This is a genomic window from Mycolicibacterium sp. XJ2546 (assembly GCF_053483195.1).
In genome coordinates this window covers 589,882-609,630 of record NZ_JBEFRW010000001.1, presented here as the reverse complement: position 1 = coordinate 609,630, position 19,749 = coordinate 589,882, and the positions used below count along the sequence as shown (strand labels likewise).

Annotated in this window: 18 protein-coding genes; 2 read left to right on the top strand and 16 right to left on the bottom strand. The window is 66.5% G+C overall.

Translation table 11 applies throughout. From position 1 onward, the window contains the following. Positions 1-17 precede the first annotated feature (17 nt). Positions 18-542, bottom strand: a complete 525-nt coding sequence (locus ABQE44_RS02995; RefSeq protein ID WP_448393323.1) for a gamma carbonic anhydrase family protein — start codon at positions 540-542, stop codon at positions 18-20. Positions 543-824: 282 nt separating this feature from the next. On the opposite strand from ABQE44_RS02995, the gene ABQE44_RS02990 reads away from it, so the two are divergent. Beyond that, entirely contained in the window at positions 825-1,538 is a 714-nt protein-coding gene (locus ABQE44_RS02990) for a fasciclin domain-containing protein (protein ID WP_448393322.1), read from the top strand. Positions 1,539-1,611: 73 nt separating this feature from the next. Here the strand turns inward: ABQE44_RS02990 and ABQE44_RS02985 are convergent, their stop codons facing one another. The 9 genes from ABQE44_RS02985 to ABQE44_RS02945 all read right to left on the bottom strand — a co-directional run bounded on the left by ABQE44_RS02985 (position 1,612) and on the right by ABQE44_RS02945 (position 10,845). After that, the gene (locus tag ABQE44_RS02985; RefSeq protein ID WP_448428188.1) at positions 1,612-2,754 is read right to left on the bottom strand and encodes an acyl-CoA dehydrogenase family protein; all 1,143 of its coding nucleotides are present in this window, start codon (positions 2,752-2,754) and stop codon (positions 1,612-1,614) included. Between the two features lie 7 nt (positions 2,755-2,761). Beyond that, a complete protein-coding gene (locus tag ABQE44_RS02980) occupies positions 2,762-3,568 on the bottom strand; it encodes a crotonase/enoyl-CoA hydratase family protein (protein WP_448393320.1) in 807 nt (268 codons plus the stop codon). Further along, entirely contained in the window at positions 3,565-4,710 is a 1,146-nt protein-coding gene (locus ABQE44_RS02975; RefSeq protein ID WP_448428186.1) for a thiolase family protein, read from the bottom strand. The genes ABQE44_RS02980 and ABQE44_RS02975 overlap by 4 nt, the downstream gene beginning before the upstream one ends. A gap of 119 nt (positions 4,711-4,829) precedes the next feature. After that, complete coding sequence (locus ABQE44_RS02970; protein ID WP_448393318.1) at positions 4,830-6,590, bottom strand: DUF3556 domain-containing protein; 1,761 nt, start codon at positions 6,588-6,590, stop codon at positions 4,830-4,832. Between the two features lie 135 nt (positions 6,591-6,725). Further along, positions 6,726-7,259 (bottom strand): DoxX family protein, encoded by a 534-nt coding sequence (locus tag ABQE44_RS02965; RefSeq protein WP_448393317.1) that lies wholly within the window; start codon positions 7,257-7,259, stop codon positions 6,726-6,728. A 39-nt stretch (positions 7,260-7,298) separates the two neighbouring features. Further along, entirely contained in the window at positions 7,299-8,561 is a 1,263-nt protein-coding gene (locus ABQE44_RS02960; RefSeq protein ID WP_448428183.1) for a WS/DGAT domain-containing protein, read from the bottom strand. 9 nt (positions 8,562-8,570) lie between these two features. Beyond that, positions 8,571-9,473: an alpha/beta fold hydrolase gene (locus ABQE44_RS02955; protein WP_448393315.1), complete on the bottom strand. Its 903-nt coding sequence runs from the start codon at positions 9,471-9,473 to the stop codon at positions 8,571-8,573. After that, positions 9,473-10,144 (bottom strand): Rv1363c family protein, encoded by a 672-nt coding sequence (locus ABQE44_RS02950; protein WP_448428306.1) that lies wholly within the window; start codon positions 10,142-10,144, stop codon positions 9,473-9,475. Before ABQE44_RS02950 ends, ABQE44_RS02955 begins: the two co-directional genes overlap by 1 nt. 11 nt (positions 10,145-10,155) lie before the next feature. Continuing rightward, complete coding sequence (locus tag ABQE44_RS02945; protein ID WP_448393314.1) at positions 10,156-10,845, bottom strand: Rv1363c family protein; 690 nt, start codon at positions 10,843-10,845, stop codon at positions 10,156-10,158. A 233-nt stretch (positions 10,846-11,078) separates the two neighbouring features. Between ABQE44_RS02945 and ABQE44_RS02940 the strand changes: the two genes are divergently transcribed. After that, a complete protein-coding gene (locus ABQE44_RS02940) occupies positions 11,079-11,870 on the top strand; it encodes a FadR/GntR family transcriptional regulator (protein ID WP_448428181.1) in 792 nt (263 codons plus the stop codon). An 18-nt stretch (positions 11,871-11,888) separates the two neighbouring features. Here the strand turns inward: ABQE44_RS02940 and ABQE44_RS02935 are convergent, their stop codons facing one another. Genes ABQE44_RS02935 through ABQE44_RS02910 form a run of 6 tightly spaced genes read right to left on the bottom strand, consistent with a single transcriptional unit; the run spans position 11,889 to position 19,747 of the window. Further along, entirely contained in the window at positions 11,889-13,388 is a 1,500-nt protein-coding gene (locus ABQE44_RS02935; RefSeq protein WP_448428179.1) for an MCE family protein, read from the bottom strand. 1 nt (position 13,389) lies between these two features. Continuing rightward, entirely contained in the window at positions 13,390-14,541 is a 1,152-nt protein-coding gene (locus ABQE44_RS02930) for an MCE family protein (RefSeq protein ID WP_448428304.1), read from the bottom strand. Then, the gene (locus tag ABQE44_RS02925; RefSeq protein ID WP_448428177.1) at positions 14,541-15,872 is read right to left on the bottom strand and encodes a virulence factor Mce family protein; all 1,332 of its coding nucleotides are present in this window, start codon (positions 15,870-15,872) and stop codon (positions 14,541-14,543) included. The genes ABQE44_RS02930 and ABQE44_RS02925 overlap by 1 nt, the downstream gene beginning before the upstream one ends. Then, positions 15,869-17,221 carry an MCE family protein gene (locus ABQE44_RS02920; RefSeq protein WP_448393309.1) on the bottom strand — a complete coding sequence of 451 codons (1,353 nt, stop codon included), beginning with the start codon at positions 17,219-17,221 and terminating at the stop codon, positions 15,869-15,871. Before ABQE44_RS02920 ends, ABQE44_RS02925 begins: the two co-directional genes overlap by 4 nt. Beyond that, complete coding sequence (locus tag ABQE44_RS02915; RefSeq protein ID WP_448393568.1) at positions 17,218-18,249, bottom strand: virulence factor Mce family protein; 1,032 nt, start codon at positions 18,247-18,249, stop codon at positions 17,218-17,220. Before ABQE44_RS02915 ends, ABQE44_RS02920 begins: the two co-directional genes overlap by 4 nt. A 37-nt stretch (positions 18,250-18,286) precedes the next feature. Further along, entirely contained in the window at positions 18,287-19,747 is a 1,461-nt protein-coding gene (locus ABQE44_RS02910) for an MCE family protein (protein WP_448393308.1), read from the bottom strand. Positions 19,748-19,749: the final 2 nt, after the last annotated feature.

The window sequence follows — 19,749 nt, the reverse complement described above, 5'->3', positions numbered from 1 at the left end:
CCCGATAGACCCGGAATTTAGCCGGTCGCTTCGCGGTGCAGTTCGATGAGCCGTTGATACGCCTGTGCGTTGTACCGGTTCCCTGCGACCTCGGCCTCGCTGAGCTCGCGGCGGATGGTCCCGGGGATGCCGGTAACCAGCGAGCGCGGTGGCACCACGATCCCCTGCGGCACCAGCGCGCCCGCAGCGATTAGCGACCCGCTTCCGATCCGCGCACCGTTGAGGATAACCGCGCCCATGCCGATGAGCACGTCGTCCTCGATCACGCAACCGTGCAGCACGGCGTTGTGGCCGACGCTCACGCCCGCGCCGACGCTCACCGGGAATTCGGGGTCGACGTGCACGGTGACCCCGTCCTGGAGGTTCGTGCCGGAGCCGACCTCAATCGGCTCGAACTCGGCGCGCAGCGTCGCTCCGTACCAGATGCTGGCCCTGGCCGCGAGGGTGACCTGACCGATCACCGCCGCGTTCGGCGCCACCCAGGATTCGGCGTGGAGTTGGGGGGTGTTGCCACGGATGGGCAGGATCAGCGGTTCGGGCATGCGCGCCATCGTAGGCATGACCCGTTCAGATAACCTGAGCAGCCGTGCGCACTGCGGTGGACGTGGTCGACGGCGTCGACGGGCGCGCACATGGTGCTGACGGGCCGTGGCGCCGCCGCGTTGTGGAAGGTATCGGAGACGCTGTGTGACGCGACCGTTGACCAATGAAAACCCGCAGCTCAGGCCGGGTGCCGCTGGTGTTTTGCGTGGTCATCGCTTTGGTGTTGTCGCTCGAGTGCCTTTAACATGCGTGACGACGTGAACCGAGCCGAGGAGCTGTAAGTGAAGACTCGCACCAGCAAGGCCATTGGCGCCGCCGCCGGAATCGCGGCGATGGCCCTCTCTGTGCCGTTGGCGGTAACCGCGTATGCCCAGCCGGCCGAGGAGCCGGAGCCCACCGTCGAGATTCCCAATCCGGAGGGGCCGGGCTGCGACGCCTTCAGGGAGGCGGTGCCGAACTGGGAGGCGCTAGCCCAGTTGCCGGTCGGGCAGGCGCTGCAGAGCATCCCGGAGGCCAGCACCTTCTACTCGGCGATCTCGGGTGGACTCAACCCGGCGGTCAACGTCGTGCCGGTGTTGGAGAACGGCCCGTATGTGGTGTTCGCGCCGACCAACGAGGCCTTCGCGGCGCTGCCGCCTGCGCAGCTCGACGCGTTGAAAGCTGATCCGGCCGCGCTGACCGACCTGGACTACTACCACGTGTTCCTCGGCATTCTGGGCCCGAACGACGTCAAGGGGCAGCGGCCCACCCAGCAGGGCGCGGAGATCAAGGTGACCGGTACGGGCGGCGACATCACCGTCAACGACACCGCCAAGGTGGTCTGCGGCGGTATCCAGGCCGATAATGCCCGCATCTATCTGATCGACACGGTGCTGGATCCGACCAACCCGCCGGCGGCCGCCACCCCGACGGCCTCGGCGACGACGACAACCGAGACGCCCACCACGACGACGGAGCCGTCGCCGGTCCCGGCCGCCGAAGCCCCCATCGGCTGACCCGGTTTCGCCGAGACGGACGCTTTGGCGGATACATGCGCGTTGAATCCGCCAAAACGTTGGTCTCGACGGATTACAAACCCAGGTCGCGGCCGATGATCTCCTTCATGATCTCGGTCGTACCGCCGAAGATCGTCTGGATGCGCACGTCGACGTAGTCGCGGGCGACCTTGTACTCGTTCATGTAGCCGTAGCCGCCGTGCAGCTGCACACAGTTGTCGACCACGCGCTTGCCGAGTTCGGTGCACCACCACTTGGCCTTGGACGCCTGCACGGCCGTCAGCTCCCCGTCGACCACCGCGCGCAGGCACCGGTCGATGTACTGCTCGGCGATCTCCAGCTCGGTGGCCATCTCGGCCATCACGAACCGGTTGTGCTGGAAGCTACCGATGGGCTGCCCGAAAGCCTTGCGGTCCTTGACATATTGCAGCGTCTCATCGAACGTCGCGCGCGCGCCGGCGATGGCGGCCACGGCGATCGACAACCGCTCCGACGGCAGGTTGGTCATCAGGTGGTAGAAGCCCCGCCCCTCCTTGCCGAGCAGGTTGCTACCGGGCACCCGAACATTCTCGAAGTGCAGCTCGGCGGTGTCGGCGGCGTGCAGCCCCATCTTGTCGAGCTTGCGGCCGCGTTCGAAGCCTTCCATGCCGCGCTCGACGACCAGCAGCGAGAAGCCCTTGTGCCCGGCCTCTGGGTCGGTGCGGGCCACCACGATGACCAGGTCGCTGTTGATGCCTGCGGAGATGAAGGTCTTGGAGCCGTTGAGGATCCAGTCGTCACCGTCGCGGACGGCGGTGGTCTTGATGCCGGCGAGGTCGCTGCCCGCACCGGGCTCGGTCATCGCGATGGCGCCGATCAGCTCGCCGGTAATGTAGCCGGGCAGCCAGCGCCGCTTCTGTTCCTCGTTGGCCAGCGACGCGAAATAGGGCCCGACGATGTCGTTCTGCAGGCTCAGCCCCGGGGTGGCCGGGCCGAACTTCGCGAACTCCTCGACGATGACCGCGTTGAACCGGAAGTCGTCGACACCGCCGCCGCCGTACTCCTCGGGCATGTTGAACCCGATGAGCCCGTATTTGCCTGCGGCAGCGTAGGATTCGCGCGCGACCAGCCGGTCCTGCTCCCACTTTTCGACGTGCGGTGCGCATTCCTTTTCCAGGAACTGGCGTGCCGTCTCGCGCAACTGCTCGTGCTCGGGTTCGAAAACCAGTCGTTTCATTACTTGCTTACTTTGCTTTCCATACGGGCTGGCGCTTCTCGGCGAAGGCCAGCGGTCCTTCTTTGGCGTCCTCGGAGCGGATCACGGTGGCGATCTCGCTCATGGTTCTGGTCCAGCCCGGTTCGTCGCCGACGATCACGCCGTCGTCGACGCCCATCGCCACCCGCTTGCTGGCCCACACCGCCAGCGGTGCATTGCACGTAATCCGTTCGGCCAGCGCCAATGCCGCGTCGACCGCGGTGCCGTCGGGCACCACCTCGTTGATCAGGCCCCACTTCAGCGCGTCGTCCGACGTCATCGGTTCACCCGTGAACAACAACTCCATCGCGACCTTGCGCGGCAGGTGATCGACGACCCGGAACACCCCGCCGGCCGCCGCGATCAAGCCACGCTTGACCTCGGGCAGACCGAACTTGGCCCGCCGCTCGGCCACCACCAGATCGCTGGCCAGCGCCAGCTCGGTGCCACCGCCCAGTGCGGTGCCGTTGACCGCGGCGATGGTCGGCTTGTCGATGTAGTGCCGGACGTACCCGGCGAAACCCCAGTCCGGATGGTCTGGGTGGAACAGGTTCTCACGACGCGAAATCGCCTTGAGATCGGCTCCAGCACAAAACGATTCGCCGGCGCCGGTGAGCACCACCGCGCGCACCTCGGGATCGTCTTGCGCCTGCTGCAACGCGTCGCCGACGGCGGTGCTCACCGCGCTGTTGACGGCGTTGCGCGCCTCGGGCCGGTTGAGGGTGATGAGCAGTACGTCATCATTCCTGCCCCGCCGCTCGCTCAGAGCGGCCGGGGCGGTCGCCTCTTCGGTCACAGCAGCTCGAGAATGGTGGCGTTGGCCTGCCCGCCACCCTCACACATGGTCTGCAGGCCGTACTGAATGCCCTTGGCCCGCATGTGATAGAGCATCGTCGTCATGATGCGGGCGCCCGAGCCGCCGAGCGGATGTCCCAGCGCGATCGCACCACCGTTGGGGTTGAGCTTCTTCTCGTCGGCGCCGATGTCCTTCAGCCACGCCAGCGGCACCGGGGCGAACGCCTCGTTGACCTCGAACACGCCGATGTCATCGACGCTCAGACCGGACTTCTTGAGCGCCTTCTGGGTAGCGGGAATCGGTGCTGTCAGCATGATCACCGGGTCGGCACCGGCCAGCGTCGCGGTGTGAACGCGCGCGATCGGCTTGAGGCCCAACGACTTCGCCTTCTCGGCGGACATGAACAACAGCGCAGCCGAGCCGTCGGAGATCTGCGAGGAGTTACCGGCATGGATGACGCCGTCCTCCTTGAACGCCGGCTTCAGCTGGCCCATCTTCTCCAGGGTGGTGCCGCGGCGGATGCCCTCGTCCTTGAGCACTGGATTGCCGTCCTGGTCCTTGATCCCGACGATCTCGTCATCGAAGGCGCCCGAATCCTGTGCAGCGGCGGCCTTCTCATGGGAATCCAGCGAGAACTGGTCGAGCGCGGTGCGGTCGAAGCCCCACTGTTCGGCAATCATCTCGGCGCCGATGCCCTGGTTCGGGGTCTGCTGGTAGCGGTTGCGGAACGCATCGGGGTAGGGGTGCCCGCCGTTGGCCAGCGAGGAACCCATCGGCGTGCGTGACATCGACTCCACGCCGCCTGCGACCACCACGTCGTAGTGGCCGGCGACCACGCCCGCGGCGGCGAAGTGCACTGACTGCTGGCTCGAACCGCACTGGCGGTCGACGGTGACCCCCGGCACGGTCTCAGGCCACCCGGCCGCGAGCACCGCGGTGCGGGCGATGTCGAGCGCCTGCTCACCGGCCTGCATGACACAACCCCAGATGACGTCGTCGACCAGCGCGGGATCGACGCCCGCGCGTTCGACGAGACCGTTGAGGACCTGCGCCGACAGCTCGCCGGGATGGACGCCCGACAGTCCGCCGTTGCGCTTGCCGACCGGCGACCGCACGGCCTCGACGATGACGGCTTCAGCCATGACCTTCTCCTTCGAAGTTCGATGTTGTTCCCACGCAGGGCTCGGCCCGAAACGGGTCACCCCTGAACGTAAACGAACAAGGTTTACTAGGTCAACCTACTGGTTGGTAGGCGGAATTGCTAATGCGCGGGGTCTCGATCCGCCCGCGGTTGCGCGGAATCCCGCCACGTCACCTGCACCGGGATGGTGTCGTCCCAGGGTTGGCGCGTCACCATGTCGGCGACCCGGATGAAGCCCCGCTCGAATTCGCCGGTGGCCGCGTCCACCAACCGGTACTGCTGGGTCTGGCGGTGGATGGGCTGGCCGTCGATCAACACGACCCGGACCTCACCGGGTTCGAAGTGACAGCGCTCCTGCAGCGCGTCGATGAGCTGCTCGTTGTGCATGTGGCCGTCGCCGAAGTTCCATCCGATCGCGGTGCTGCAGATGCGCTCCCCGTCGGTCAACACATAGTCGTCCTCGTTGTGTCCGGCCATCGCGCGGTGCGCAAGCGTGAACATCGCGCGGCCGTGAGTGTTGAAGGCGCGGAACGCATATCCCATGTAGAGGTACATCTGCGCGGTCTCGGGGCTGCCGTAGTAGCGTTCCATCTGCGCCTGCGGCATACTCGCGATCGACACGATGCCCTTCTCGAGCTTCTCGGCGGCTGAGGGTTTCATGCACCACAGCCCGGTGTCCCAGTTGCCCGCGTAGTAGCGCATCCCCGGCAGGAAGGACACCTTGCGGGGAAAAAGGTTTCCCAGCGCCACCGTCGTGGCCAGGACGGCGAACAGCACGATCGGCCAGGGGCTCTGCAGGTCGCCCAGCCCGATCCCGGCGTGCCCGACGAACAACGCCACCACGGCGAACATCATGAAGACGTTCCACTCCAGCGGAACACCCATCGGTATCGACGACAGGATGCCGAAGTGGAAGCACACCATGATGAACGCGGCGATGTAGGTCGGCCAGCCGCCGCCCGAGAAGAACAATACGAGCGGGACCAGGCCCTCGATGGCGGTGCTGAAGTGCGCAAGCCATCGCGACAGCCGACCCGGCCGCAGATCGTCCGGAAAGCGTTCGAAGAACTTGCGTTTGATCCACTTCGGCCGGAACACCGGGTTGTTGCTCATCATCGTCGAGATGACGAACGGGAAGTGCTTGTTGAGCTTGGATGTGGCCGCGCCCAGCCAAATCGTCAGGCAGACCAGCTTGGCGGCGAGGATGATGTCGGCGTCTGCGAACAGAAAGCACACCGCCAGCGAGGCATACACCTCGCCGCGGGCGGCCAAGAAGATCACCTTGTCGCGCAGCCCCAGCACCGCGAGGAGGCCCAGGATCGCCCAAATCTGCCACACCGGCAGCACACCCACCGTCGTCCCGAGTTCGGGGATCGGGCCGGTGCCGTCGGAGAACAAGGCCACGACGAGCATCACCACCAGCGCGGCATACAGCAGCGCATCGAACGGTGTGCGCCTGGTCCCCTTGGTCAGCGGGATGCGGGTCGGCCACGGTGGCAGCCGAATGGTGTTGGGCCGCAACCAATACAGGATCGAGCCCATCGGCGGGAAGAAGCGGTTGTTCAGCGGCCCGAACCCGCATCCCAGGCCGACGACCTCGAACAGCATCGTGTAGAGCACGACCTTCTCGAACACGATCGGCTCGTTGTACCAGGAGGTGACGTTGGTGAACCCGTCGATGCCCTCGGTGGTGAGCAACACCAGCCAAGCGCCGAGGATGTAGAGCAAGATCTTGACGACGTAGAACAGGTGCAGGACGACGGGCGTCCCGAACCCCACCTCGGCCCAGTGCCGCGCCATCGGCACGATCTTCTCGGCGCGGGTGCCCTTGCTCCACTGTTCGTAGTCGACGACCGGCGCGTCTTGTTTCAAGAACCCCATGCTCAAAGACTAGAACGTGTTCTAGCTCGGCGGCCCTAGATCCTCACGTCCGCTTCGCGAAAACTACAACATGGTCGCGATCGCCGCGCGGTTCACGACCGTGGTGTGCGGTTCGCGAACTGCGTGGGGCGCTCGTTAGGCGTCGGTCTTGGCCGGCGGACGGTAGAAGATCGCCAGCTGACCGATGCCGCCTGCCAACCCCAGCCCCAGCGCGATGATCAGACCCCACCAGCCGTGCAGCAGCTCGGCGAAGCCGCTCTCGCCGAACAGCAGGTAGTCGAGGCTGTACTTGCCCGCGCCGATGGTCGCGATGGCCACCGCCGTCGTCGCCAGAATCAGGTTGTACTCCCAGCCCTCCTTGACGATGAAGAAGCCGTTGGCGCGGTGCACCGTCCATGCCGCGACCAGCATCAACGCGACAAACCCCGCGGCAGGCACGGGCGTCAGCAGCCCGACAGCCAGGCCGATGCCGGCGGCCATCTCCGTGGTGGCGGCGATGCGGGCGTGGAAGGTGCCCGGCTTCATTCCGATGCTCTCGAACCAGCCGGCGGTACCGGGGATCCGCCCGCCGCCGAAGAACTTGTTGTAGCCGTGCGCGGCCATCGTCAGGCCTAGCACCACCCGCAGGAATAGCAACCCGAAATCCAAGGCCGAGTCGTAAGCAGTCATGCAACAGAACTTAGGCCATGTAGCAACGCACTAACACCCCTACCGGTGCGCGGTCAACGCCGCGGACAACCGCTGCACATACGCGTCGACGTCACCGATCGCTGACTGCGCGGCGTGCACGCTGACCGCGACGGTGTCGCCAATGCCATGCACACCGTGTGTCAGGCCCATCATCGGCGACAACGCGGGATAGCCAGCCGTCAGCGCCACCGGCGCATCCCCGAACCGCAGGTCGGCGGCGCCGCGATTGACGCTGGACACCACGGTGTTGCCGGTGACCGTCGGCGAACGCAGCGTCGGATCGAACTGGCGCACTCCCCACCGCAACAGCGGCGCCGGCACCGCGGCGGACGCGCGGCTTGCCGCGAGCAGCGCCGGATGCGCGGCGCGACGACGGCGCTGGTCCAGTTCCGCCGCGATACGCGCGACCCGCTCGGAGTACGTCAGCTCCGGGTGCAGGTCGACGCCGACGTTGCCGAAATGATTGTGCGCCAGCCGGATACCACCTTTCGCCATGGGCACCTCGGCTCCCAACCGGGCCGGGTCGTCGCCGAGCTCGCGAAGATGCGCGGACAACGCAGACGACACCGCTGCGAGCACACCGACCGTCACCGTCGGGCCTGGGATCTGCGACCGATGCAGGATCACGGTTCGCACACTGCGGGCACCATCGGGCAGGCTGTTGCTCCGCAGGGCGGGACGCGACTTCGCCTGTGGCACAACTAATCCGGTGTCGGTGTCGCGGGCCAGCTGGCGGTGGGCCCGCGCGGCCCGGTACGCGCGCCACGGCAGGCTCAGGCTCTGCAGCGCCGGGCGCGACGGGGCGGTGGGCACCGTCGCGGCGCGGCCGAACAGCAGGGCCGCCAACGCCGACGACCGAACACCGTCGCCCAGCACGTGCGCGACCTGCAGCACCGCCACCGTGGCCACGCCGCCGTCGACCGGTCCGGACACCTCGGGAAAGACATGCAACTTCCACGCATAGGCCCGTGGGTCCAACTGGTCGCCGGCGAGTTCGGCCACCGCAGCCAGACAATCCGGCCAGGCACCGGGTGGTTCGTGCACCACGACCTGATCGGACACGACGGCGCCACACACCCATTCGGGATAGCCCAGCAGCCGGTCGCGCACCCGCAACCCCAGTTCAGGACACCCGTTCGCCCTCCCCCGGATCTGCTGCAACGCACCGTGCATATCCGAGGGCGCCCCGACGAAGCCGTACAGCAGGAACTGATCGTTGGGGATCATCGCCGATATCCAGTACGTCTGCGCGTCGACCGCGGATAGTCGGCGGGGCGTCATGGGCCCAGACTAGGCGGCGCCCACGAAGTCGACGATGTGGTGTGCGACCGCCTCCGGCTGCTCCAACTGCAGGAAGTGGCCCGCGCGTTCGACCAGCGCCACCTTGCTGCCCTCCGGCAACACCCGCTGGACCCAATGGGCGTAATCCGGTGAGGCACAACCGTCGTCCAGGCCGTGCATGTACAGCGTCGGCACCCGCGGCTCAGACAACCAGTGGCGGTGCAGGTCGGCGTATTGCGCGGGCGGCTTGGTGTTGCGCACCGCGGCGCGGTAGTACCCGAGTGCCGCGCGCCACCGCTCCGGGGCGCCGATGGCCGCCTCGACGTGGCGCAGATCCTCGTCGGCCCGATATCCCGGCGACCATTGCCGCCACAGCCTCGGCAGCACCCACGACGGCGAGCGTTCGGGAAGCCAGGGCAATTGGAAATACATGATGTACCAACTGCGCAGCAGCTGACGGGGTATCTGACCCGCGAGGCGCCCAGCGTCGGGGACGCGGCCCAGCGGCCGAAACGACGCGGGCATGGGCACCGACATGATCACGGCCTTGGTGAACGGGCTGTCGGACATCGCGACCAGACCGGCACCGGCGATCGCACCCCAGTCGTGCCCGACGAACACGTCGCGCCCGGTCGGACCCGCGGCGTCGAGGACCCGAAGCGCATCGTCCATCAGCGCGCCGACGTGGTAGCTGCCGTCGGACGGCAGCGACGAGGGTGCGTAGCCGCGCAGAAACGGCGCCACCACCCGCCAGCCCGCGTCGGCCAACTGCGGTGCGACCTTGCGCCACCCGTGGGCGCTGTCGGGAAACCCGTGCAGGCACAGGGCGATCGGAGCGTCCGGCGGCCCCCACGTCAGCGCCTGCAGCGTCACGTTGGGCGACGCCACCTCGATGACCTCGGGCGCGTCCACTACACCGGGTCGAACTGCGAGATCAGCCAGCGATCCCCGACCTTCTCCAATCCGACCCGCACGCTCGAAGCGGTGTCGGTGGGAGCGTCCTGGCCGACGACCACCGTCTGGTTGACGAACAACAGCACCACCGCGTGGTTCGGATCGGCCGACACCGACGCCGCGGCGGGCACGGTGGCGACCGCGGAGATCTGTTGTTCCTGGGCGCCTGGGATCACCACGTCGTTGATCAACGAGGTGTAGGAGTCGCGGAACTCCCCGGTCAGCAGGTCGCGCGCGGCGTTGAGCTGTTCACCGACGGTGTCCGGCTTGTAGGACAGCATCGCGACGGTGCTGTCCTTGGCCGTCTGCACCGACTCGATACGCACGGTTTCGGCATTGTCGACGGAATCGTGCTGCCACTTGAGGTAGCCCGCGGCCAGGGCGAGCACCAATGCCAGACCGGGCAGGATGCCGTAGGCCAGCACACGCGACCAGTCGACCCGGCGTTTACCCGTCGCGGCAGGTTCGGCTTCCTCGGCGGCAACGTCCTCGGCTGGGGCTTCCGTGGGGTCCTCCGCCGTATCCGCGACGGTCTCCTCAGCCGTTTCGGTAATGGCCGCCTCCTGGGTTTCTTCTGCCGTCGCCTCGGTCTTGTCCGGCGTTCCTGCCTTGTCGCCGCCTCGCGGCATGCTGTGCCGGCTCACGGGACGAACTCCACGTTGGACACCTTCGCCTCGTCGTCGATCTGCTGCACGGTGATCCGCATTCGCCACGACCGGGGCTGCTGCTCCGGAGCACCCGCGTTGCTGGTGTTGACGGTCACCGCCACCAGCACCTGCCCCTCGTCGCCCGATACGGACTCCAGGCCGGCCTCGGTGATGGTGCCCTCCGACTTCGACTGCGCCTGCTTGACGACCTCGACGAACGGTGCCGAGCGCTGCTGGAAGTCGTCATAGAACGTCCCGGTGGCCGAGTCGAGGATGCGCTGCACGTCCTCCTCGGCGTTCTCCCAGTCGATCGTCGTGAGGTTCAGCGCGCCCTGCCGGCCCACCTGCACGAACAGTTGACGTTGTTCCTCGGCCTGGTGCGCCTCATAGGCCTGATAGCCCAGCCACCCGACCAATCCGCCCAGCCCCAGCACGAGGACGACACCGACGATCGTGGCCAGCCGCACGTGCGACATCCGCGGCTTGGCGGCGACCTCCTGGGCGGAGTCCTCGTGGCCGGCGGCGGCGTCGTAGTCCTCCCCTTCGGCAGCGGTATCGACGACGTCGGTTTCGGCCTCGACTGGGCCTGGGTCGGCCGTGGCCTCGACTGGGCCGGGGTCGGCGGGGTCCTCAGACGTCGAATCGTCCGGGTTCCCCGCGGGGGGGTTCGCATCGTCTGCCATCAGGTTCCTCTGCGGCCCAGCGGGCCTGGTCGGGTGGATTGCATAGATCGGCTCCAACTTACGTGCGACACCTTATCGTCGGAGTTCAGAAGTCCAGGACATCCCTACCAAATCGGGATCCGTCTTTGGGAGCTTTGGCCCATACCCGACGACGCTTTCGCCGTCGCGGGCGCCAGGGACGGCCGACATGGTTTACTGAGTGCTACAACTGAAGCACCGAGGAGGAACCTGCGGTGTCACGACGAGAACCGCTCGCCCCGATGATCTCGCCCGACCCGGCGTCGGGGGCCGTCCGGTCGCCCAAGACGGCCGAGCTCGTGGCTCGTACGCTTCGACGCATGGTCGTCGAGGGCCAGCTGACGGACGGCGACTTCCTGCCGCACGAGGCTGAGTTGATGGCGCATTTCCAGGTCAGCCGGCCCACGCTGCGCGAAGCGGTTCGGGTGCTGGAGTCCGAACGCCTGGTCGAGGTGCGCCGCGGCTCCCGCACCGGAGCGCGGGTCCGGGTACCGGGTGCCGAGATCGTCGCGCGACCGGCCGGGTTGCTGCTGGCGCTGTCGGGCACCACGCTCGCCGACGTCTTGACGGCGCGCACCGCGATCGAGCCGCCGGCGGCCAAGCTGCTCGCCGAGGAGGGCACCGTCGAGGCGCACCGCGAGCTTCGCGCGTTGATCGACGCCGTACCGCAAGCCTGGGAGGACGGCACGCTGGCGGCGGCAACTGCGCTCCTGCACCGCCGCATGGTCGAGCTCTCCGGGAACGCGACGCTGGGCATGATCGCCGGAATGCTGCACGAGATCGGCGAAAGGCACACGGCCGCAGCGCTACTCGGAGCCGACAACAAGACCGGGATGAGCGAGGCGGAGTACTCGAAACTGCTCAAGTCCTACACGAAGCTGGCCGACCTGGTCGAGGCCCGCAAGGGCGACGCCGTCGAAGCGCACTGGCGTCGGCATATGGAAGCCGCAGGCGCAGCGATGCTTCGGGGCCACGAGCAGACCAGGGTCCGCGACATCATGGACTGAGCCGGTTCCGCGGGACGATCACCGCCCTGGCGGCACCAGCATCGACTGCCACGTCTGCTCTTCTGCCGACCCACCTGCCAGGTTGGACTGCGTGTAGACCTTCCCATCCGGCCCGACGTAACTGCCGCTGGCCGGGTCGTATTCGGCGGCGGCGACGGGCAGTGGCGGCGTACCCGGCGGAGGGGGCGTGATGTCGACGGGCACGTCCGGGGGCACATGCGGAATGGGCTGACCCGACAGCGTGGCGTTGGGATCGCCCTTCCAGTTGTAGCCGTCGTTGAGCGGCACGTACTGCTCGTCGCTCTCGCACATCTGCCACGTCGGAGCGCGCTTACCGGGCACGGTGACGCACGGCAGGTTGCGGGCGCCGCGGACGTTGAATGGCGCGTCCTGCGGTGTCCGGCAGTACATATCGCCCTCCGGCCGGTCTGGGTAGTCCTCGAAGACCGGCACCCGCTGCTGCTGCGCAGGCAGGAACCCGGTCGTACACGGCGGCGGCAGGTTCTGCGGGGGCAGCGGCAGCGGCGCCGGGAACGCAGGCAGGATCGCGTTCAGGTTGAAGATCAACGAGTCACCCATGTAGTCCTGTTTGGTGCCGCGCTTGTGCACACCCACGGCCTGCGTGACCGCGGTGCCCTGCGGCAGCAGCACCAGTAGCTGCTCGAGGCTCGGCTGATAGGCCACCGCGACCTCTCCGATGCTGACCAGGTTGGCCAACACGATCGGCAGCGTCGGCTGCAGCCGGTCGAACAGTGCACGCACCTCGTCGGCAGCACCCGGCCCCTTGGCCAGGATTCCTCTCACCGCCGGATCCTGGCTCTGCACTTGACCGCTGATGTTCGCCAGATTGGCCGCCCACGCCTCAATCGAGCCGGCGGTTTCGGTCTGGGTGTCGAGCACCGGCTTGGACTCGTCGATGAGCGTGAGCAGCGGGTCGAGGTTCTCGCGGGCGTCGATGGCCAGCTTGGCGCTGCCGCCGACCAACCGGCGCAAATCGGGCCCGAGCCCGCCCACCGCGGTATAAGCCTCGTCGACGACGGTCTTCAGATTCTCCTGCGGGATCGCCTGTAGGCCGCGCGCCGTATCGTTGAGGACCGTATTGATATCCGTCGGAACCGTGGTGCGATCCAACGGGATCACGTCGCCGTCCTTCAGGTCCGGACCTTCGCCGCTACGCGGAAGCAACTGGACGTACTGCTCGCCGACCGCAGACACGCTGTGCACCTCGGCTTCGAGGTCAGCGGGAATCGGGACGTCGGAGTCCAGCGACAGCACCGCCTCGACACCGGTATCGGTCAGCTCGACGCTTTTCACCTCGCCGACCTGGACACCGCGGTAGGTGACGTTTCCCCTCGGATACAGCCCTCCGGTCTCCGGCAATTCCACCGTGACGCGGTACTGACCGACCCCGAGAAGCGTAGGGAGCCGCATGTATCCGAAGACCATGATGCCCAACGCCAGGATCGCGATGGCGGAGAAGATCGCCATCTGGATAAGGATCTGCCGGGTCATTCGCATGCTACGGCCCCTGATCCCAGCGGTACGGAGCAACCAACGGGTTGCCGCCTGGTGGCGGCACGTTGTGGTTGCACGGGCTGGGGAACTGGCCGATGGTCCGTCCCCATTGCAACTCCAACCAGGTCAGGTTGCACTCGAACCGCGTTCCGGTGAAGAAGCTCGCATCGAGTCTGCTCAACGTCAGGTCGACGACCAACGTCAGGTTCGCGTAGTCGCCGCGCATCCAATTGAGCAATGTCTCCTTGGGGAACGGGAAGGTCGGTAGGAAGCTCAGCGCGCGGGTCAACGCAGGACCGGCGTCGGCCAACTCCTCCAGCACCACGCCGAGGTCCTTGAGCTCTTGCACCAGAGCGTCTTTGGTCTGGTCGACCGAATCGGCGGTCAGCGCGCTGAACCGGCCGAGCTGGGTCAGCACCTCGGCCAGGTTCTGCCGCTGGTCCCTGAGCACGGCCAGAGCATCGGGAATGGTCCTTAGGGCTTTGTCCACCACCGGCTTCTGCTCGGCAATCTGACCCATCAGGTTGTTCAGGCTCTCGGCGGCGTCGATGATGTCCTGCTTCTGGTCATCGAGATGGCCGATCGCGATGTCGAGCTGCTCGATGAGGCTGCGCAGGTCGTTCTCGCGGCCGGTGAACGCGACGCTCAAGGCCTCGGTGATGTCGTGAATGTTGCCGATGCCGCCCCCGTTGAGCAGCAGCGCAACGGCGGCCAGCGCCTGCTCGGTACTCGGATACGCGCTCGAGGACTCCAACGGGATCAGCGAGCCCTCTTTCAGCTTGCCGACCGGCGCCACATCGGTCGGCGGTGCCAACTCGATGTGCAGTGAACCAAGCAGGCTGGTCAGCCCGAGCTTGGCCGTCGCATTCGCGGGCAGCTCGACGTCACCGTTGAGTTCCATCGTCACCAGCGCATGCCAGTCCTGGCGTTCGATCTTGCGCACGGTGCCGACGTTCACATCGCCGACGCGGACACGCGAGTTCGGCTCGATGTTGTCGACATCGGGCATCTGCGCTTGGATCGTGAACGCACCCGGCCCGGTGCCCTCGACGCCGGGCAACGGTAGCGAGTTCAGCCCCTGCCAGTCCGAACAGCCCGACAGCAGCGCGGCCGCCACGGCCAGCACCGCCACTCTGCGAAAGAGCTTGCGCCGCATCATGGCCCGACTCCCTGGGGCACCATCATCCCGTGCAGACCATCGACCGGGTTCGTGGAGACCGGTGCCTCCGCCGGCAGCGGCGGGCCCGCGGCCGGCGGCGGTGCCGGTGCCGGTGGACCTGAAGCCGGCGGCGGTGAAGCTGCCGGGGCAGGTTGCGGCGGGATGTAATCCGGCCGCAGCCAATCCTCGCTGTAGGTCAGCTCGTTCGGTCGTGTCGTGGCACCGGAGAAGACGTTCTGCATGATGGGCAGGAAGTTGTACTGGCGGTTCTTCAGGATCGGCGCCAGGTACTGCACGCACAGCTTGGCCGACTGCTCGGCGTTCAGCCTGGACGCCGCCTGAATTCCGCCGCACAGGAACGAAATCGGGTTGGCGAAGTTGTTGAGCATCGGCAAGCTGCTCACTGCCCCCTGGGCGGGTTGCCAGATATTGACGTAGTTCTGCAGTGTGTTGGGCGCCACGTGCAGGAACTGCTTGACGTCGGCGAGGCTGTCGGTCAGCGCCTGGGTCACCCCGGCCAACTTGTCCGACGTGGTGCCCAGCGCTTCGCGGTTGTCGGCGACGAACGCCTGGACTTCGCCGACCACGTTGTTGAGGTCGCGCAGCGCGTCAGCGACCTCGTTGGGGTCGTTGGCAAGCAGTCCGGTCACGCTCGCAAGGTTCTGGTTGAGCTGGCGCATCACGTCGGTGCTGTCCTGCAGCGCCGAAACCAGGATCGCGAGATTCTTGACCGTAGAGAAGATGTCGGTGCTGTGATCGCCCAGGGCTGTCACGGCCTGCGACAGCTTGATGAGGGTGTCCCGGATGTTGGCGCCTTCACCACGCAGGTTTTCGGCAGTGGTGTTGATGACCGATCCCAACGGGCTCACGTCTCCCGGCTCGGTCGGCTGCAGGGTTTCGGCGAGCCTCTCCAACTGCTGTCGGACCTCGTCCCACTCCACCGGGACAGCGGTGCGCGACTGCGGGATGACCGTATCGTCTTGCATCACCGGTCCGCCGGTGTAGGGCGGGGTCAGCTGAATGGCGCGCGCGGTCACCAGCGTCGGCGACAGGATCGCGGCCTTGGCGTCGGCCGGCACCTTGTACTTGCTGTCGTACCAGAACGAAATTTTGACCCGCTCGGGCTGCGGTTCGATTGATTCGATCCTGCCAACGGGTACGCCGACGATGTTGACGTCATCGCCGGGGTAGATGCCGTTGGCGTTGTCGAAGTAGGCGACGACGTGTGTGCGGTTGATCCGTTCGGTGTTGCCGAACACCACGATTGCGCCGCCGGCCAGTATCACCACCAGCGCGACGGCCAACATGTTGCGGGCGGCGCGGGTCATCGTCCGGCCTCTTCCGGTGCAAGGTGGGCGACGCCACCGGGAGCGGGCACCGCGACCGGAGACGGTGTCGGATCGGGCGTCGATTGCAGGCCCGGCGGTGCCTCGGCGGGCGGCCCCGGCGGCGACCCGCCGGGGGGCGGCGCCGGCAGCGGCTCACGGTATGGATAACAGCCGGGGCCGGGCAATGGCAGCCCGGGCGGTCCACACGCCTGATCGCCCGGATTGCCGGTGATGGCGTCGGGGACCGTCAGCCGCGGTTCGCCGCCCTGGCCCGTCCGCGGGAACTGCACCGGGAGCGCCGGTGTTCCCGGCTGCCCGACCTGCGGGTCGCTGAGTTCCGATGGCAGCTTCACATTGGGATCCAGGCCGAGGTCGGAGAACGCAGCATCGATGAACGGCTGCAGGAATTGGCCCGGCAGCAGGTTGGCGACGTAGTTCTTGAAGAACGGCCCGCCCGACACCGATTCACCCAGTGACATCACGTAGTCGGTAACCAGCTCGAGCGACTTCTGCAAGCGTTCCTTGCGGTTGTCGATGATCGTCAGCACGCCGTTGAGCTTGTCCAGGGCGGGTCGGAGGGTTTCGCGGTTCTCGCCGATGAAGCCCTGCAACTGCGCGCTGAGCGCCGAGATGTTGCCGGAAACCTCATCGAGTGCGGCGCTTTGATTTTCGAGCTCGGCCAGTAGCGCGTTGGTATCGGCGACCAGACTCACGATCTGGTTGCTGCGCTCGGCCAGCACCGTGGTGGCCTTGTTGGCGTTGCCGAGTAGACCTCGCAGCTGCGCGTCACGTTCATTCAGCGTGTCGGAGAACCGCGCCACCCCCTCGATCGCAATCTTCAGTTCCGGCGGCGTGTCGGAGAATGTCTCCGAGAGCACCCTCAGCGAATCCGACAACTGGTTGGTGTTCAGGCCGCTAATCGTCGTGGCCAATTCTCCCAATGCATCGGGTAATTCATAGGGCGACGTCGTGCGATCGAGTGGGATCGTGCCCTCCTGCTGGCCGTCACCGCGGGAGGTCACTTCGAGGATCTTCGTGCCCAGCAGGCCTTCGGTCTTGATCGCCGCCTCGGTGCGATCGCCCAACCGGATGTCACTGTCGACGGTGAACGTCACCAGGGCGCGGGGCCCGTCCACCTCGATGGATTTGACTTGGCCGACTTCGAAGCCCGAAACACGTACGGCCTTACCGGCTTGTAGCCCGCCCACTTCGGCGAAGTAGGCCGAGTACTCGCTGCCCTGCAGGAACGGCAGCCGGTCGTAGTTCAACGCCCCGAGCACGATGCCGACCGTCAACACCAGCCCGACGGCACCGATGACGGTCTGATTCCGTTCAGAGAAGGACTTCACCTCGGCGCACACCTCCCGGTGGACTGCCCGGCGACTTTCACATAGACCGGTTGGCCGCCCTTGCCGTTTAGCTTGAGCACGATGTCACAGAGATAGAAGTTGAAGAAGTCGCCGTAGAGCCCTTGGCGTGCGAGCGCTTGATGGGCGTCGGGCAAAGTGTTCAGCAGGTTGTCGAAGTACTCGTGATCGGCCACCACGATTCCGGCCGCGCGGTCGGTCTCCTGCACCGTCTTGCTGAACGGTGGTCGAGCCTGCGACAAGAGATCCGCGACCGTTCCGGCCGCTTCGTTGGTGTACGCCAACCCGTTGCTGATGTCCTCTCGGCGCTCCGCCAGCGTCCCTACCAATTCGCTGAGCGCGTCGACTGCCTTCGCGAACTGGTCGTTCTGGTCGCCAAGTGATCCCAGCACCACGTTGAGGTTGACGATGACATCCCCGATCAGTCGGTCACGGTCGGCCAGAGTCGTTGTCAGCGCCGCGGTCTGGGCGAGGAACGAGTTGATTGTCGCGCCCTGGCCCTGCAAGGCCTGGATCAGCTGACCCGACAGCGCGTTGACCTGATCGGGATCCAGCGCGCGGAACAACGGCCGGAAGCCGCCAATCAACGCGTCGAGATCGAGCGCAGGAGACGTGCGGGCGAAGGGAATCGTGCCGCCGGGCTCGAGTTTCTTGACTCCGCCTGCGCCTTCCTCGAGCGCCAGGTAGCGGCCGCCGATGAGATCGTCGTATCGGATGACCGCCCTGCTGCCCTCGGTCAGCACCACCGACTCGTCTGCGGTGAACTCCACCCGTGCCGTGGTATCGGGTTGGATGGCAACGTCTTCCACGCTGCCGACCTCCACGCCGGCGATGCGGACGAAATCGCCGTTCTCCAACCCGGTGACGTTGGTGAACTCGGCGACATAGCTGTTGGTGGCTTCCCCGAAGCGAAACTCGCCGAAGACCGCGAACAATCCGAATACGCCGAGCAGGCACACAGCCAGGAACACGCCGAGACGCACTGCGTCTCGTCGGACCCTGGCGTTCATGCTGGACATGGCGTTTCACCTCTCATGGCGTGGTGGCTCATCCGAACGGCGGACCGGGTCGCGCCGGCGTCGGCAAGGGTGTCGGTCGTAGCGGCGTGGGCTGCATCTGCGCAGGCGAATGAACGATGAACGGCTCTGAACCCGGCGCCGGGCCCGGATCCCGCGGCGCCATCGGCGGCGGTGCGGCCGGCAGCCCCGGCCACAGCGGGGTGCCGTCGTCTGCGTACAGGTCCGCACCGTAAGCCGGAGCCCCCGGGTACGGGACCGGGCCTATCGCGGGTCCACCGAAGAGGTTGCGGACGCTCGGCGGTTCGGGCACAGCGCGGGTCGTCGGCAGGTAGTTGGCGTACCCGGGGAAGCCGATGCCGGGGTTGGGCCGCCAGTCGAGTCCGGTACCGAAGCCGGTGTTCGTGACGAGGTTGCGCACCGGCCAGTTCTCCGCGACGACGGGCAGCGAGCCGCAACTGGGTTTGCCGCCCGGCCCGCCCTTGGCGCCGATGATCGGCAGGTGATCGGGGTACCGGTAAGAGTCGTCGCCGAGGCCCAGTGCCACATCCAAAACCAGCGTCCGACCGTTACCGCCCGGTCCGTCGTATCCGCCGTTGTCCAGCAGGTGCTTGGCGCCGGTCAGCAGGCAGGTGTACTCCGGGCTGTACTTGTGCAGCAGGTTCGTCGTCGGCTCGAGCACGTTGATGGACTTGATCAGGTTCGCCTGGTTCGGCGCCAGCAGGTTGATTCCGCTGTTGGAGAGGCCAATGGTGGCCAGCAGCAACGCATCCAATTGGCTGGCCTGGCCCGTGATCGTGGCGCTCGTGGTGCTGAGGGCATCGAGGGTGGTCAGAATGTCCTGTGCTGCAGCGCTGTACGTGTCGTTGAAATCGCGCAGCGCGCGCAGGTCTTCGGTCACCGTTTGGTGACGTGGATTGACTTCGAGCAGAACTTGATTCGCGGCGGTGGTGGCCTCACCGATCAGCTCGCCCTGCCCCCGGACGCCCTCGGCGAGGGCGTACAGGGTGCTGTTGAGCTTGACCGGGTCGACCTGTTCGAGCACATCGACGATGTTCTGGAACACCGTGTTGGCTTCGACGGTGACATTGCGCGACTGGATCACCTGACCGGCGGTGAGTCGCTGTGAACTGGGATCGCTCGGATAGATCAAGTCGACGAATTTGGCGCCGAACACCGTCGTCGCCCTGATCTGCGCCTCGATGTTCGATGGGATGTACTCGATCTTGTCCTTGTCGATCTCGAGTTTCAAGGACACCGGAGTGCTGCCGCCCTGGATTGCCGACACCCGGCCGACCTGCACGCCGCGCAACTTCACATCGGCGTCGGTTTCCATCACCAAACCGGCGCGCTCAGATGTCAAAGTGACGGTCTCGGTGGCCCTGAAGGCGCCGACGAACAGGGCCCACGTCAGCCAGATGGCGACGGCGATGATCACCGCGAGGATCAACGTCCACCAAGCGGGATGCAGGCCTTCGTCTTCGACATCCATCG

Bases quoted from the DNA above. Each gene is read 5' to 3' on its own strand.
- ABQE44_RS02995 (WP_448393323.1), bottom strand. From the start codon at position 542: ATGCCCGAACCGCTGATCCTGCCCATCCGTGGCAACACCCCCCAACTC.
- ABQE44_RS02985 (WP_448428188.1), bottom strand. From the start codon at position 2,754: ATGAAACGACTGGTTTTCGAACCCGAGCACGAGCAGTTGCGCGAGACG.
- ABQE44_RS02975 (WP_448428186.1), bottom strand. From the start codon at position 4,710: ATGGCTGAAGCCGTCATCGTCGAGGCCGTGCGGTCGCCGGTCGGCAAG.
- ABQE44_RS02970 (WP_448393318.1), bottom strand. From the start codon at position 6,590: ATGGGGTTCTTGAAACAAGACGCGCCGGTCGTCGACTACGAACAGTGG.
- ABQE44_RS02965 (WP_448393317.1), bottom strand. From the start codon at position 7,259: ATGACTGCTTACGACTCGGCCTTGGATTTCGGGTTGCTATTCCTGCGG.
- ABQE44_RS02960 (WP_448428183.1), bottom strand. From the start codon at position 8,561: ATGACGCCCCGCCGACTATCCGCGGTCGACGCGCAGACGTACTGGATA.
- ABQE44_RS02950 (WP_448428306.1), bottom strand. From the start codon at position 10,144: ATGCCGCGAGGCGGCGACAAGGCAGGAACGCCGGACAAGACCGAGGCG.
- ABQE44_RS02945 (WP_448393314.1), bottom strand. From the start codon at position 10,845: ATGGCAGACGATGCGAACCCCCCCGCGGGGAACCCGGACGATTCGACG.
- ABQE44_RS02935 (WP_448428179.1), bottom strand. From the start codon at position 13,388: ATGCGAATGACCCGGCAGATCCTTATCCAGATGGCGATCTTCTCCGCC.
- ABQE44_RS02930 (WP_448428304.1), bottom strand. From the start codon at position 14,541: ATGCGGCGCAAGCTCTTTCGCAGAGTGGCGGTGCTGGCCGTGGCGGCC.
- ABQE44_RS02925 (WP_448428177.1), bottom strand. From the start codon at position 15,872: ATGACCCGCGCCGCCCGCAACATGTTGGCCGTCGCGCTGGTGGTGATA.
- ABQE44_RS02915 (WP_448393568.1), bottom strand. From the start codon at position 18,249: ATGAACGCCAGGGTCCGACGAGACGCAGTGCGTCTCGGCGTGTTCCTG.
- ABQE44_RS02910 (WP_448393308.1), bottom strand. From the start codon at position 19,747: ATGGATGTCGAAGACGAAGGCCTGCATCCCGCTTGGTGGACGTTGATC.